This window comes from Brenneria sp. g21c3 (assembly GCF_040240345.1).
Taxonomy (GTDB): Bacteria; Pseudomonadota; Gammaproteobacteria; order Enterobacterales; family Enterobacteriaceae; genus Brenneria.
This window is the reverse complement of record NZ_JBEIAB010000001.1, coordinates 424454-440336: the sequence shown is the minus strand read 5'-3', so window position 1 is coordinate 440336 and position 15883 is coordinate 424454. Positions and strand designations below refer to the sequence as shown.

The window sequence follows — 15883 nt, the reverse complement described above, 5'->3', positions numbered from 1 at the left end:
GATATACTCCGCGCCCTGGATGCTATTGGTAAAATCATCCCGTTCGGATGAGTTTAGCGATAACGTGATTTTAGCGCTCAGGGTGAATTTATTTACACCTTATCTGATCAAGTAACGACAGCCACCATGAAGTTTATCATTAAATTGTTCCCGGAAATCACTATCAAGAGCCAATCTGTGCGGTTGCGCTTTATCAAGATCCTGACCGGGAACATCCGCAACGTCTTAAAATCTTATGATGAAACGCTGGCGGTTGTCCGTCACTGGGATCATATCGAAGTTCGCGCGCAGGACGAAAGCCGGCACGAGGCGATTCGCGATGCGCTGACGCGTATTCCCGGCATTCACCACATTCTGGATGTTGAAGAGCGCACCTATACCGATGTTCACGACATTTTTGAGCAGGCGCTGGCGCTGTATCGCGAGCAGGTGGAGGGCAAAACGTTCTGCGTACGGGTAAAACGCCGCGGCAAGCATGAATTTAGCTCGCAGGACGTGGAGCGATATGTCGGCGGCGGTTTGAATCAGCACATCGAAAACGCCCGGGTGAAGCTGACCGCGCCGCAGGTTACCGTCCATCTGGAAATCGATCAGGATCGGCTGTTGCTGGTTAACGGCCGCTATGAAGGGATCGGCGGTTTCCCCATCGGCACGCAGGAAGATGTTTTGTCGCTGATCTCCGGCGGCTTTGATTCCGGCGTCTCCAGCTATATGCTGATGCGCCGCGGTTGCCGGGTGCATTACTGTTTCTTCAATCTGGGCGGCGCGGCGCATGAAATCGGCGTTAAGCAGGTGGCGCATTATCTGTGGAATCGCTTCGGCAGCTCGCACCGGGTACGTTTCATCGCTATCGATTTTGAACCGGTGGTCGGCGAGATCCTGGAAAAGGTCGATGACGGCCAGATGGGCGTGGTGCTCAAGCGCATGATGGTGCGCGCGGCCTCCAAAATGGCCGAGCGCTACGGCGTACAAGCACTGGTGACCGGCGAAGCGTTAGGGCAGGTTTCCAGTCAGACGCTGACCAACCTGCGTCTGATTGATAATGCTTCCGATACGTTGATTCTGCGGCCGCTGATTTCCCATGACAAAGAGCACATCATCAAACAGGCGCGTGAGCTGGGAACCGAAGACTTCGCCAAAACGATGCCGGAATACTGCGGAGTGATCTCCAAAAGCCCGACGGTGAAAGCGGTGAAAGCCAAAATCGAGCATGAAGAGAGCCGGTTTGATTTCTCCATTCTGGAGCGGGTGGTTAGCGAAGCACGGAATATCGATATTCGCGAGATCGCCGAGCAAACCCGCGAAGAAGTGGCGGAAGTGGAAACCGTGGCGGCGTTTGCGCCGACGGATATCCTGCTGGATATCCGCGCGCCGGACGAGCAGGAAGACAAACCGCTGGCGTTGGATAATGCCGAGATTAAATCGTTGCCGTTCTACAAACTGAGCACTCAGTTCGGCGATCTGGATCAGAGCAAAACCTATCTGCTCTACTGCGAACGCGGGGTGATGAGCCGCTTACAGGCGCTGTACCTGCGCGAGCAGGGGTTCAGCAATGTGAAGGTGTATCGTCCCTGATTGACTTGTCGATGCCGCCGATATCCGGCGGCATCGCGTATTGTCGGTTAAAACCGATAATCCTTTTTATCAATGCCGTATTTCTTCATTCTCAGGTAGAGCTTCTTACGCGGCACCTGAAGGTATTCCGCCACATCGTTAATCCGCCCCTGATGAATATCCAGCGCCTCGGTAATGATCTGACATTCGTATTGTTCGATGCGATCGTCCAGCGGGGTGGGATTGGCGTTTTGACTCAGCCACGCCTTTTTTTCGCTGACGATAGGCATCACGCCGACGGCGAACAGTTCCGCCGCATTGCGCAACGCTTTGATATTCCCGCTCCAGTCGCGCCGACACAGGCTTTTGGCAAAGGCGTCGCTCAGCGTGGGATATTCCCGGTTGAGCCGTTGGCAGGCCAGCTTCAAATAGTGGCGGAACAGCGGTTCAATATCGCCCGGACGCTTGCATAACGGCACGCACTCTATCTGGGTCATGGAAAACAGATAATAAAGCTCCGGTATGATTTTTTGCTGCGTCGCCAACAGGGTTGCGCAATACCGGCCGATCGCCAGCAGTCTGAAAGCGCTCTCCTCCGCGTTTTGTCTCTGAGCCAGAAAATATTGCTGCTTGTGGCTGAGTTGTTCAATATTACGTACGATCAGCGTGCCTTGTCGCACCTGCTCGCATTGTTCTTCCAGCGTTTCCGCCGGGTCGCTGGCGGCGTCAAAAATGATCAGCGGCAAATGACGGTTCATGCTGAGCTGGTGCAGATGGCGAGCCGCCAGCGCCCGGCCCGTACCCAGTTCGCCATAAAAGAAAGCGGACATCCGCGTTTCGGCCAATACGCGCAGCCGCTCGCGCAATTGCTTGCTCCATCCGCTCACGCCAATAAAATTTTCCGTCAACTGGTTGCGTTGCCAGTGGCGGCGTTTGATCAACTGGCGGCGTTCTTTCAGCGCCTGCTGCAAACAGTGCAGCAGTTTTTCCGGCATGACGGGTTTTTCGAGAAAATCGTACGCGCCTTTTTTAACGGCCTCGACGGCCATAGGCACATCCCCGTGACCGGTGATCAGCAATACGGGCAGCTGTTTATCCCGGTTTAATAAATGTTCCAGCAACGACAGGCCGGAAAGTTGCGGCATATAAACGTCGCTGATGACCACGCCCGGCCATTCATCCGGGATCATATCAGCGGCGAACTGGGGCGTGTTACAGGGAACGACCTGATAGCCCGCCTGCTTAAGCATCTGACAGTAGGCATCAAGCACATCGCTATCATCATCAATTAAAAGGACTTGTTGTTCTTCAGTTAACGTCATCTGATTTCCTGAACCGTAGAATGACCAGAGCATGCCGATCTAACGTTGAGGCCAGATACAGTTCTCCACCGCATTGTTGCATGATGGATTGACTGATGGATAGGCCGATACCCAGACCGATATCCTTACTGGTGGTAAAAGGTTTCAACAACCGGGGAGCCAATACCAGCGGCCAGCCGGGGCCGTTGTCTTCGATCAGCAACAGGCTTTCGTCACCTTGCGTGATTTGGTTGATGGTGATGCGCGGCGTGGTCTCGGTCACCGCTTCCAGCGCGTTGGTCAGCAGATTGACCAGGATCTGTTGCACCCGGATAGTTTCGCCAATCACCCGATCCAGCTTCTCCGGCAGGATTAACTGAGCGTTGAGCGGCTGATGACGCAGGGCCAAGAGTTCCCAGGAAGAGAGGATGTCTTGATGCAAATCGATGGGACCCAGCGGGGTATCGCTGTCGCTGCGGCGCGAAAACTGCCGCAGATGACGAATAATGCCGTCAATACGTTGCAATAAACTGCGCATTTTCGCGAGGTTAGCGGATACGGTGTCCCGATCGCGCCGTTTCACCGCCTGTTCGCTGGTAAACAGATACAGAGAAAGGGCATTGAGCGGCTGGTTGATTTCATGCGCCAGGGTGGTCATGGTTTGCCCGACCGTCGCCAGTTTGGCCGCCTGAATCAACTCGTCCTGGGCGGTACGCAGATTATTTTCAATGGCCTTACGCTCGGTAATTTCCTGTTCAAGTTGCGATCGCTGATGTTTGATCTGCGCCAGCGTGTTGCGCAATAAGCCGGCAATGCGCCCCAGTTCGTCTCGCCCATATACCGGGATCGCGGCATTCAGATCGCCATAGCCCAGGCGGCCGACCGCCTGATTAAGCAGGGTGAAGCGTTTAATCAGCTTCGAGCGGATATAGACATGGTTAAGGATAAAAGCGAACAGCAACGCCAGCAGCGTGGCGATCACTATCACCATGCCGCTGATATTCATAATCTGTTCAAGGCGCAGGTTAAAGGTCTGCAATTGCTGGTGGCTATTACCCAACTGCTGTTCAATCTGTTGGCGAAACTGGTTTAGCGCCACGTCCTTGCTGCCGGTCGTTTGCCGCAGAGCCGTCTGAATCTGGTTTCGTCCGTTCAAAATGGCCGGTAATTTGTTTTCACTCAGTCCCAGCGCAAAGAGTTCATCGATGGTTTGCCGCAGCGTGATGGTGCTGGGATGGCGGGATAATGATTGAATACGTTCATCGGCGGATTGCTTGAGATAATTCAGATAGCGGATATGGCTGTCTTTGTTTTCACTATTTTGATCGGCCAACTGTTCCCGCAAATCGTCGACGATCTGGTTTTCGATATGCGCTAATGCGTAAATCAGTTCCAGTTCATCCTGAATATTTTGTAACGTGGCCTGCAAACGCTGGTTGTTATTTGCTTTCGGATTTTGGGTGAACTGATCCAGCAATGAGCTCTGCTGCCAACTGATATCCTGGGATAACGACGTTAATTCAAGATTAAAATCATCATGCAGCCAGTTAATGCGGGTGGTAATTTCATTCGCTTTTTCCCGGACGACAAAACTGGCCGCCAATATATCGTCAAGCCGGGTCAATAGACTGTACATTTGCTGGAGGGTCGCATCCAGAGAATGGCGATCGTCCAGGGTTAATTGCCGGCTGGCTTGGCGAATGATATCGAGTCGGGAAACAATTTGTTCCCGCCGCTGTAGTCTGAGGCTGGTGCTCTCCGCCGTCAGAAATTCGTTCAGCTCTTTAATCAGAATATTAAGATTATCCTCAAGCTGAAAAGAGGCCTGAATCTTGGGGAAATAATCGTTCAGCGCATAGCGAATCTGCGAGCTCTGTTCACGCCATGAATAAAGGCTGACGGCGCTGACGGCGAGCGTCAAAATGGCGCCAAAAGCAAACGCCCAGCGTAAGCTGCTGCTGATGGTCATGGTTTTAAAGAATTTAATCACTGCGCCGCCTCCAGTAGCTGAAGCGCCGACTGCTGTTGATGCTGAAAAAACTGTTGCCATTCTATTAAGCGTGATTCAAGCGGCGCGGTATTGTCCGTCGACGGGTTGAACTGCCGCAGGTATTCGGCATCGTCGGCTTGTTGCGCGCTGACGGGCATGGCAGTCAGTAGGGCGCGAATGTCGGGCAACGGGCGATGAAGACGCGCTTCCGCGTTATGCAGCGCTTTCCAGACATCCTGAGACTGATTCAGGCGGAAGGTAATGGCGGTATCGAACAGCCGCTGAACCAATTTCTGGCGTAGTAAAATGCGGCGGTAATCGGGCGGCGATGATTGCAGCAGAATATATTGTTGCTGGGCGCGCGGATTGGTTGTCGGCAGAGGAAAAACCGGGAATTTACCCGTATCGGTATCGGAGAGGATCTCCTGCCCCTGTTTGCCGAGTAAAAAGTGAATAAAACGTATCGCCTGCTCTTTATTCACGCTATTACGGGCAACGGCGATAAACGTAGGGGCGGCGCCGGAGTGGGGAATATAACGAAATATCAGATAGGGATCTTTTAACAGCGGCGTGGCGTAATTATCAATTATCGGACCGGCCATGCCCAACCCGGTTTTTATTTTGCTGGCGACGCCAAAACTGCGTGAGGAAATGGTCGCCAGGTTGCCGGAAATTTCCATTAGCGTCGACCAGCCTTCTCGCCATCCTTGTTTTTGCAGCAACATTTCAATCATCAGATGGCTGGTATCCGAGCGGGAAGGGTTGCTCATCAGAATCAACGACTGATAGCGAGGATCTTTTAGCCGATCCCAGCTATCCGGCGGCGGCAGGTTTCTCTCTTGCAGCGCGGCGGCATTAGCCAGAATGCCGAACCCGGAGATGGCGATAGCGGCGGCGCTGCCGCGGATAGAGTCGGGAACCAGCCGCTGACTTTCCGGGGGAAGCGCCGGAAGCGGCGATAGCAGTTGCTGATCCTGTAAATGCTGCATCAGCATGGGGGATGACGTCAGGATCAGATCGACGCCGTCGTTTAATGGCGTATCCATCAAACGCTCCAGCGAAGAGCTGGTGCGGTTTAGCGCGCGAACAGGGATGGATGGCGATTGCCGTTGCCAGTGAGACAGAATATTCGCCGTTGCCTCGGGCGAGAAGGTGGTGGCGATAACCAATTCATTCGCCCACAGCGGCGACAACATCAGAAAGTTTATAAGCCAGAGCGTTACCAGCCGGAACGAACGCATTTTTACACCTGTTTTGTGTGACTCGCATCAAAAAAATAAAAAATAGAGAATAAAGGATTTAACGCGTATTTGTTCCATTTTTTACCATTTTAACCGGGGTGATGTGAAATAAAAAAATTGAATTGAGATAATATCGACGCGTGATTTTTTATTTTTGAGTCAAATTTGACTCAATATCGGGCTGTTGCATCCGCGCCGCAATCTATTCATGCTGTGCGCATGCCGTAGTGGAGTCGAATGAAACCTCAGTTTATGTGATTTTTATCTAGCTTCGTTTATTCCATTTATATTTCACCCAAGCGTTTTACTTGGGTTGATGGCTATTTGTCTTTATTATTAGTCGTACCAGGGGAAATTATGTTTTCATTTATTAAACCCAAAGTCGCAACGCATAAAGTTCCTGATAGTAAAATTATGGCGGTTTATCAGCGTAATCGAATTCAGGCGCTTTTGGGCGTTTTTCTTGGTTATTTATCTTATTATATTGTTCGTAATAACTTCACGCTTTCCACGCCGTATTTAAAAGAACACTTACATTTAAGTGCGACGGAGATTGGCTTGCTTAGCAGCTGTATGCTGATTACCTATGGCATCAGTAAAGGCGTGATGAGCAGCCTGGCGGATAAAGCGAATCCGAAAGCGTATATGGCTATCGGGCTGTTGCTGTGCGCGTTGGTCAATATCGGCATGGGCTTCAGCGGCGCGTTCTGGCTCTTCACCCTGCTGGTGATATTTAATGGCGTTTTCCAGGGTATGGGCGTCGGGCCGTCCTTTATCACCATTGCGAACTGGTTCCCCCGGCGCGAGCGGGGACGCGTCGGCGCGATGTGGAATATTTCTCATAATGTGGGCGGCGGGGTGGTCGCGCCGATAGTCGGCACCGCATTCGCTTTTCTGGGCAGCGAGCACTGGCAGACCGCCAGCTATATCGTACCCGCCCTGATTGCGATGTTAATGGCGGGCGTGGTGCTGCTGATTGGCAAAGGTTCGCCCGTTAGTGAAGGCTTGCCTCCGCTGCCCGAGATCATCAAGGACGAAGTTGTCATTGATGGCGCGAAACAGGTTCATGCCGCGCCGGAAAATATGACCACCTGGCAGATCTTCTGTACCTATGTGTTGAAAAACAAACACGCCTGGTACATCTCTTTTGTCGATGTCTTTGTCTATATGGTGCGCTTTGGCGTCATTAGCTGGTTGCCCATCTATCTGTTAAGCGAAAAACATTTCAGCAAAAGTGAAATGGGCGTCGCGTTTTTGTTTTTTGAATGGGCGGCGATCCCGTCAACCTTATTCGCCGGATGGCTGTCGGATAAATTATTCCGTGGACGTCGTATGCCGTTGGCGATGATTTGTATGGCGTTGATATTCATTTGTCTGTTCGGATACTGGAAATCGGATTCATTGCTGGTGGTCACTTTCTTCGCCGCGGTTGTGGGCTGCCTGATTTATGTGCCGCAATTTCTGGCTTCCGTGCAAACCATGGAGATTGTTCCCAGTTTTGCCGTGGGGTCTGCGGTCGGCCTGCGCGGATTTATGAGCTATATCCTGGGGGCCAGCCTGGGTACCAGTCTGTTTGGTTTTATCGTCGATAAGTCAGGCTGGCATGGCGGTTTTTATCTGCTGATGGGCGGCGTCATTTGCTGCATTATTTTCTGCTATCTGTCTCACCGGGGCGCGCTGGAATTGGAACGGCAACGCGCCCGATAAAACAGCATGATGATTGATTAATGCCGCCTCGCCTGTGGGGCGGCATTGTCGTCCCTGGCGAGTCAATCTGCAAAGTTATAGATACCGGGCGGCAGAATCAGCTGCGCCGCTACCTCGGCCGCTTTCGCTTTGCCCAGCAGCAGGTCAATCAGCTTCAGGGCGAAATCCATGCTGGTACCCGGCCCTTGCGAGGTCAGCAGGCTGACGCGCGGATCGTAGACCACCCGTTTATCCATCCATTTCTCCGGCGCGATTTTATCCTGCAACGCCGGGTAACCGGTCATGTTTCCGACAGGAAACAGCTGGTGATGTTCCAGCACCAGCGCCGGGCTGGCGCATATCGCGGCGACGATTTTTCCTTCCTGATGCATCTGACGAATGCACTCCACCAGTAGCGGACTATCGCGAAAACATTCGGCGCCCTGTAGCCCGCCGGGTAAAACCAGCGCGTCGAAATGGCGATCGGCAACAGCGACCAGCGGGGCGTCGGCCAACAGTCTGACGCCGCGGGAACAGGTTATTTCAAGGTCGCCGTCGCTGGCCACGCTGGCGGTGGTGACCTGAATACCCGCCCTGACCAGCAGATCTATCGTCGTGACCGCCTCGGTTTCTTCGCTACCAGGAGCCAGACACACCAGTGCTGATGCGCTCATATTCATTTTCCTTACGCTTGATGGTTTCAAACAGGCGGCTATTTTCGGGCAGCGTCAGGCCGTGAATACGCGCCCGCCGCAGCAGATAACCGGTGATATAGTCAATTTCGGTATGCCGCTGCGCCAGGATGTCCTGTAGCATGGACGACGTATTGGCCGCGGTGTTCTGAAGGATCTGATTAATGTAGATCAGCAGACTCTCCGTTGAGGTATGAAAGCCTTCCCGCTCCATCACTTCCACAATTTCCTGACAAAGCGACGCTAATTGCGGCTGGCGATCCCGCAGGTCGCCGTTTTTGCAATGATAGAGGACGGTGAGCGGGTTGATGACGCAGTTAGCCGCCAGCTTCAACCAGCAGGTCACGGTAATGCTGTTATGCCAGGCGACGTCGGGTAAGGCTTGATGCAGAATCTCCGCCAGGCCGCTTTGCGCATCGGCATTGTTAAGCGAATTAACCGAACCGATGTGGGTGGTGCCTGCGGCGACATGAACGACGGTCGTGGCATCCCGGCGAGCGGCATGCGTCGTCACCCCTAAAATGACCGGTTGACTGAGCGGCGGCAGTTCTTCATACGTCCCCATCCCATTGTGTAATAACAAAATAGTGCAATGCGGATTCAACTGCGGCAGTAATGAGATAATGGCATCGGAAACCTGCCAGGCTTTTAGCGTAACCAATAACAGCTCGCTGTGCGCCAGATGATCGGGATCGTTCGCGGTCAGATTCAGATTACAGTGCTGTCCATTCAGTTGGACCACATTAACCGGGCAAAAAGGTTGTGGAATACGCAGCCACCCCTGAACATCATGACCCTGTTGATGCAAGGCCGCCAGCCATAGCTGCCCGATCGCACCGCAACCAAGAACGGTTATTTTCATGTGATTCTCCCTTAATTGACTCGGGAACAAGCGTTCTTAATATAGGCTACTATCCGTTTATAACCTTCACCTTTCAAGCTGCGGGTGTCTTGGCTCCCCGAATGTCCGGCGTCAGGGATATGCGCATTTGACGCAGTCTCGCATCATGAAATCTGTTGGGTATAGAGAAAAGGAGCGGTTATTATGCTTGCCGGTCAAAATTGTCAGGAGATTGATTATGCCATCTTTCGATATTGTTTCGGAAATTGATATGCAGGAAGTCCGTAATGCGGTGGATAACGCCACGCGTGAGCTGAGCACCCGTTGGGATTTCCGCAATGTGCCGGCCAGCTTTGAACTGAACGAAAAATCACAAAGCATCAAAGCCGCCAGCGAATCGGATTTTCAGGTTCAGCAACTGGTTGATATTTTGCGTGAAAAGCTGTTGAAACGCGGCATTGAGGGCAGCGCGCTGGAGGTCCCTGAAGAGATGGATCATAGCGGCAAAACCTATAGCGTCGACGCCAAATTGAAACAGGGCATAGAAAGCGCGCTGGCGAAAAAAATCGTTAAGCTGATTAAAGACAGCAAACTGAAGGTGCAGGCGCAGATTCAGGGCGAGCAGGTGCGGGTGACCGGGAAATCGCGCGACGATTTGCAAAGCGTGATGGCGTTGGTGCGCGGCGCCGATCTGGGGCAGCCTTTCCAGTTTACCAATTTCCGTGATTGAGTCTTTATTGGCCGCTATCATCGCGCGCGGACGGTTGCGAAACCACGCCGCGCAAGCGGAACGGTGAGGACGGGGGGAAGCGTACAGAGAGATAAGGCGCTGAACGTTAGCTGCGCCGTCCTGCAAGGGAGAATCCCAGGGATGAGATGGCAGTCGGCGTAAGGGGAGATTCAACGCGTCGGGCGAACCATCACGGTTGGCCCGACGCCTGGGGTTTGAATCATTCGCTCATAGCGTCATCAGACGGGTGTTTCCTCCCGCCGCGGCCGTGTTCACACAGGTGGCGCGTTCGATAAGAAGACGTTCAAGACGGATAGCCGTTTCGCCGCTATTCAGCCCTTGCACCGACACAATCGCGCCCTTGCGTTCGGCGACCTTGATGCAGACAGCTTGCCGCGATGCCGCGTCGCCGTGGTGTATCACCGAGTCAAAGTCGTGTGTGAAAAGCGTTGCCTCAGGCACAATATCAACAATCTCTTTAACCGCATCAGGCAATGAGTTATAGGCCGCCTTATTCTGTGCGCTATCCGGCCACAGGACCCGGCAACCCACGCTGGTTACCGCAGCCAACTGCGTCAGCAGGTCTTGCTGGTTTGCCGCCAGACATAACACCCGCTTTCTGGGCAACAGTTTATAGGTGTTTTCTTCTCCGGTTGGACCGGGTAAATGGCTATTGGTGTAGCTCGCGCTGTTTTCTTTGAACGCCTGGCATAACTGATGGATTTTACCGTCGTGTTGCTGCGACCATGCCAAGAGCGCGGTATGCGCGCGGCGTTGCGCGTATCCGGCGTCCAGTTTTTCCGGCTCGGATACGGCGGTATAGCGCAATCCTTGTATTTGCGCGTCGGCAGGACACTGCGCCAGTAAGCGATAAACGTAGAGCGGCCCGCCCGCTTTCGGCCCGGTTCCGGATAAACCTTCGCCGCCGAAAGGCTGAACGCCGACCACGGCGCCCACCACATTACGGTTAATATATAAATTACCGACGTTGATCCGTTTGGCCACGCCGCCGATGGTGTCGTCAATCCGCGAATGAATGCCGAAGGTCAGGCCGTAACCTAATCCGTTAATTTTTTCAACCAGTTCGGGAAGCTGCCGACTGTCATAACGCAGAAGGTGAAGTACCGGGCCGAATATCTCTTTATTGAGGTCTTCGATGGTTTTTATTTCAATTAATGTCGGCGTGATAAAATAGCCCTGTTTTTTCTCCGCATTATTCCGCTCGGCGTTATGGCTGGCCTGATAAACATAAAAACCTTTATTTTTCATCTGGTCGATATAGGACTCAATATTGCGCATGGCGTCCGCATCGATGACCGGCCCGATATCGGTGGCGATTTGTTCCGGATTCCCCATCCGGTATTCAATCATGGCGCCGCGTAATGCGGTTAACATCTGGTCGGCAACGTCGTTTTGCACGCAAAGCAAACGCAGTGCCGAACAGCGCTGACCGGCGCTGTCGAATGCTGAAATGATGCAGTCATTGATGACTTGCTCCGGCAGCGCCGAAGAATCAACAATCATGGCGTTAATGCCGCCCGTTTCCGCGATAAGCGGTATCGGTTTTCCCTGCGCGTCTGAACGAGTGGCGATCTTTCTTTGAATAATGGCGGCGACGTCGGTAGAGCCGGTAAACATAACCCCGTTCACGCTTGCTGCCGTAATCAGTTTTTCACCAACCGTTTCACCCTGACCGGGCAACAGTTGCAGCACATCAATCGGAATGCCGGCCTCGTGCAGAATTTTTACCGCCAGATAAGCGATAAGCGGCGTTTGCTCGGCGGGTTTGGCGATAACGGTATTCCCGGTCGCCAGCGCGGCTGCTATTTGCCCGGTAAAAATGGCTAAGGGGAAATTCCAGGGGCTGATGCAAACAATCACCCCCAGTGGGATATGCGTATCATTGGAAAATGCGCTTTTCACCTGTTCGGCATAGTAATGCAGGAAATCCACCGCCTCGCGGATTTCGGCGATGGCATTAGTGACTGTTTTTCCTGCTTCCCTGACCAGCACGCCGATCAGTTCGCACATGCGCTGTTCCATCATGTCGGCGGCTTTACCCAACATTTCCGCCCGTTGCGCGGGGGCGACGTTTGCCCAACCAGCGCAGGCCTTTGCCGCCGCCGTCAGCGATGTTGAGATATCGGTATCGGTCGCTTCGCTCACGAAGCCAATTATGTCTCGCGATTCCGCGGGATTGATAACCGGCGTTCGCGGCGCGAGCGCGGATTTTTCCGCGGCGATCGGTTCCGCGTTAACCGGCGTCTGAGCGCTTTTTAGCAATATCGCGGCTAAATGACGCAGGCATTTTTCGCTATATAAATTCAAACCGGAAGAATTCTTTCTGCCCGCGCCATAAATATCTTTGGGCAATGGAATCCTGGGATGCGGCAAGCCAATGGCGTTCTCGTGCCTGGCTAAATTTTCAACTTCCGCCACCGGGTCGGCGACCAAATCATCAATTGAGATCGCAGGGTCGGCGATTTTGTTGACGAAGGAACTGTTCGAACCATTTTCCAGTAAGCGCCGAACTAAATAAGGCAGCAGGGTTTCGTGTGAGCCGACAGGCGCATAAATACGGCAAGGACGGTTCAGTTTTTCACTGCCGACCACTTCCTGATAAAGCGGTACGCCCATGCCATGTAAACATTGAAATTCATATTGCCGGGGATGATAGGTCTCTCCGGCCAGATAATAGACGGCGGCAAGCGTGTGGGCGTTATGCGTGGCGAACTGCGGATAAAACCATTCGGGCGCCGACAGTAACGAGGCGGCGCACGCCAGATAGGAAACATCGGAGTAGACCTTGCGCGTAAACACCGGATAGGTGTCGAGCCCGGCAATCTGCGCCCGTTTTATTTCGCTGTCCCAATAGGCGCCCTTAACCAGACGCACGCGCAGTCGCCGCCGGCTTTTTTGCGCCAGGTCTTTCAGAAATTCAATGACGTAAGCGCAGCGTTTTTGATAGGCCTGAACGACAAAACCAATTCCGTCCCAGGACTGAAGTTCGGGTTCGTTGCACAGGCGAGTCAATAAATCCAATGAAATATCTAAGCGATCGGCTTCCTCGGCATCAATCGTGATGGCGACATCATAGGATTTGGCCAGCAGGACTAACGACTTCAACGTCGGATAGATTTCGTCAAACAGCCGGTCATATTGATGGCGGCTATAGCGCGGATGCAGCGCCGATAGCTTGAGTGAAAATTCGGCGCCGGAATAGATATCTTTGCCTGCGGAATATTGACCGATCTCGTGTAACGCGTTCTGGCAGCGCTGAATATAATTTTCCGCATCGCTTTGCGTTAACGCCGCTTCACCCAGCATGTCATAGGTGTAGGTGAATCCCTGGCGCTCTATGCTGGATGCGCACTGCAACGCTTGCGATATCGTTTCTCCGGTAACAAAATGTCCGCTCATGATATGCATGGCGGCGTCCATCGCCTTGCGGATAAGCAGGGATGAACCATTGGCGACGATTTTTTTTAAACTGCCCGACATCGCTTTGGGGTCATTGTAACGCACCAGCGAGCCGGTAATTAATAATCCCCATGTCGCGGCATTAATAAAAAGAGATCGGTTTTTGCCGAAGTGGGCTTTCCAGTTTCGTCCCATGATTTTGTCGCGGATTAATAAATCACGGGTATAGTCATCGGGGATCCTGAGTAAGGCTTCGGCCAGGCACATCAGGGCCACGCCCTCTTTTGAAGAGAGCGAATATTCCTGTAATAAATTCTGGATTATTGACGCGCGATCCGTGCTGACTTTTTTATTGCGTAATGATGAGGCAAGCGAATGCGCAAGATGATGCGTTTTTGTATTTTGATCATCAGACATTTTAGCCTGATGAAAAAGACGCGTGACGACGTCCTGTTCCGGCAGTTCCCATGCCTGCGTGATGGCTTCTCTTTTCTCATCCTGCTCAGTCAGTTGCAGCGCGAATGCATTGAACGGCGCATATTTTTCCACGCCCTTATCCGGAACGTCCGTTTTATCCGTACTGATAATCATAAAAAACCTCATTCTATTTATTAATCAATTCGTGAAATTAATAGTCAGACGCGGTAAATATGTTTTTAGCCTGATTCCGGCAATAGCGGCGCTCGCTTACCTTGTTATCTTGATAAGTATATCCCAGGCATATCCACTCGCCATTTGACGCTGTTTTTAAATGAATTATCGCGATGACGCGCTAATCAAAGATTAAGATGATTAAGAGCATGCTTTTGACTATGAAGAAATTTTTCTAGTCTTACATCCCTGGAATGATGAATTTCATTCGGCGTGCCAATGGCGAGAATATTGCCATCTTCCATAAAGACGATGCGATCGGAGATTTTGAAAGCAAAAGACATCTCGTGAGTGACGATAACCATGGTCATGCCCTCTTGCGCCAGATCCTCGATAACTTTCAGCACTTCGCCGACCAGTTCCGGATCTAAAGCCGATGTCGGTTCGTCAAACAACATGATCGACGGTTTCATGGCCAGCGCGCGGGCAATGGCAACGCGTTGTTGTTGCCCTCCCGATAACTGATGAGGATATTTGTGCGCATGTTCAAGCAGGCCCACCTTTTTCAACAATATTAACCCTTGCATCTGGATGTCTTCTTTGGCGCCCAGGTGATGGTATAGGGGGGCGAACGTCACGTTGTCCAACGCCGTTTTATGCGGGAAGAGGTAAAACCCCTGAAAAACCATGCCGATTTTATCGGCTTGCTGATAGTAGTTTTTATCCGGCCGGCCATTGGCGGTAGGCTGAAGGAAAAGTTTATCATCAAGCATAATCAGGCCTTCATCGAGAGGCTCCAAGCCATTCATAGCCCGGATTAAGGTCGTTTTTCCTGAACCCGACGGACCGATAATCGAGATAACTTCGCCTTTTTTAACATCGAGATTGATATTCTTCAGGACGGTTTTATTGCCATAGCGTTTGCTTACATCGTTAAGTTGCATGGTGACGCGATGCTTGCTGCTATCAAATTTCCTCGCCTCCTGAAGGACGGGCGCCGTCGGCTGCGCTTCAACCAGCGCCAGTTCCCCGGCGCTGAGGGACTTGTGGCTTTTTTGGCTGGTATCCATCCATTTCTCAAGCAGATAGACGATTCGGTCAAAAACAGTAACGATAAGAATGTAGTAACACGAAACCGCGAGTAATGTTTCAATCACTTTGAAGTTCTGCGTGTAAAGCCGTTGCCCCACAAGCAGTATTTCGCCTAATGAAATAACGGAAACTAATGAGGTCAGCTTGACGATAACAATGAATTCATTAGCCAGCGAAGGCAGCGCGATGCGTATGGCCTGGGGAATGATGATGCATCTTTGGATCCCGAGGTAGTTAATATTGAGCGATTTCGCCGCTTCAATTTGTCCTTTATGCACCGACATCAGCCCGCCGCGATAAATTTCGGCGATAAAGGCGGATTCACATAAGATTAATGATATTAATCCGGCGATGAACGGTGATGAAAGCAAGTCCGACGTCGAGGTGAAGAACTGAGGCAAGTTGTAGATGAGGATGATTAAGACCAGCAGCGGCAGACTGCGGAAGAACCAGATATATAATTTTGCTATGGCGCTGATTACGGTGAAATGGGACTGTTTTGCCAGCGCAAGAATAAGTCCTAATAGGTTGCCGCCGATCCACGAGGAGATGCTTAATGCAATGACGACCAGCGTCGCTTGCCAAAAGTCATAATAAGAAAATAGCTCTATGAAATAATGAGTATCAAAATCCATAATTCATCCTGTTCTGAAATAACGCCAATCATCATTCGGCGGCGCAGGGCATCTGATTGGGATTAAATATCGCCCAAGAAGATTTAACAGCGCTTATCTGCTGATAAATA

Annotated in this window: 10 protein-coding genes; 3 read left to right on the top strand and 7 right to left on the bottom strand. The window is 52.0% G+C overall.

The features are described 5' to 3' along the window. Window positions 1–126: 126 nt before the first annotated feature. Window positions 127–1575 (top strand): tRNA uracil 4-sulfurtransferase ThiI, encoded by a 1449-nt coding sequence (thiI, locus tag ABRZ28_RS01945; protein ID WP_330519368.1) that lies wholly within the window; start codon window positions 127–129, stop codon window positions 1573–1575. A 47-nt stretch (window positions 1576–1622) separates the two neighbouring features. Here thiI and pgtA read toward each other — a convergent pair whose 3' ends face one another. From pgtA to ABRZ28_RS01930, 3 genes are read right to left on the bottom strand one after another with little or no spacing between them, the layout of a single operon-like run. Continuing rightward, entirely contained in the window at window positions 1623–2876 is a 1254-nt protein-coding gene (pgtA, locus tag ABRZ28_RS01940) for a two-component system response regulator PgtA (protein WP_319603565.1), read from the bottom strand. Further along, a complete protein-coding gene (locus ABRZ28_RS01935; RefSeq protein ID WP_330519439.1) occupies window positions 2863–4824 on the bottom strand; it encodes a sensor histidine kinase in 1962 nt (653 codons plus the stop codon). The genes pgtA and ABRZ28_RS01935 overlap by 14 nt, the downstream gene beginning before the upstream one ends. Before the next feature lie 17 nt (window positions 4825–4841). Further along, window positions 4842–6086, bottom strand: a complete 1245-nt coding sequence (locus ABRZ28_RS01930; protein ID WP_442878662.1) for an ABC transporter substrate-binding protein — start codon at window positions 6084–6086, stop codon at window positions 4842–4844. 357 nt (window positions 6087–6443) lie between these two features. On the opposite strand from ABRZ28_RS01930, the gene pgtP reads away from it, so the two are divergent. After that, a complete protein-coding gene (pgtP, locus tag ABRZ28_RS01925) occupies window positions 6444–7793 on the top strand; it encodes a phosphoglycerate transporter PgtP (RefSeq protein WP_330519367.1) in 1350 nt (449 codons plus the stop codon). Between the two features lie 62 nt (window positions 7794–7855). On the opposite strand, the gene yajL is transcribed toward pgtP, so the two are convergent. Then, window positions 7856–8446, bottom strand: a complete 591-nt coding sequence (gene yajL / locus ABRZ28_RS01920) for a protein deglycase YajL (RefSeq protein WP_319603563.1) — start codon at window positions 8444–8446, stop codon at window positions 7856–7858. Next, a complete protein-coding gene (gene panE / locus ABRZ28_RS01915) occupies window positions 8409–9326 on the bottom strand; it encodes a 2-dehydropantoate 2-reductase (protein WP_319603562.1) in 918 nt (305 codons plus the stop codon). Before panE ends, yajL begins: the two co-directional genes overlap by 38 nt. A 217-nt stretch (window positions 9327–9543) precedes the next feature. On the opposite strand from panE, the gene ABRZ28_RS01910 reads away from it, so the two are divergent. Then, window positions 9544–10035 (top strand): YajQ family cyclic di-GMP-binding protein, encoded by a 492-nt coding sequence (locus ABRZ28_RS01910; RefSeq protein ID WP_319603561.1) that lies wholly within the window; start codon window positions 9544–9546, stop codon window positions 10033–10035. Window positions 10036–10263: 228 nt separating this feature from the next. Here ABRZ28_RS01910 and putA read toward each other — a convergent pair whose 3' ends face one another. After that, window positions 10264–14046, bottom strand: a complete 3783-nt coding sequence (gene putA / locus ABRZ28_RS01905; RefSeq protein ID WP_330519366.1) for a trifunctional transcriptional regulator/proline dehydrogenase/L-glutamate gamma-semialdehyde dehydrogenase — start codon at window positions 14044–14046, stop codon at window positions 10264–10266. Window positions 14047–14231: 185 nt separating this feature from the next. Then, window positions 14232–15773, bottom strand: a complete 1542-nt coding sequence (locus tag ABRZ28_RS01900; protein WP_330519365.1) for an amino acid ABC transporter permease/ATP-binding protein — start codon at window positions 15771–15773, stop codon at window positions 14232–14234. Window positions 15774–15883: the final 110 nt, after the last annotated feature.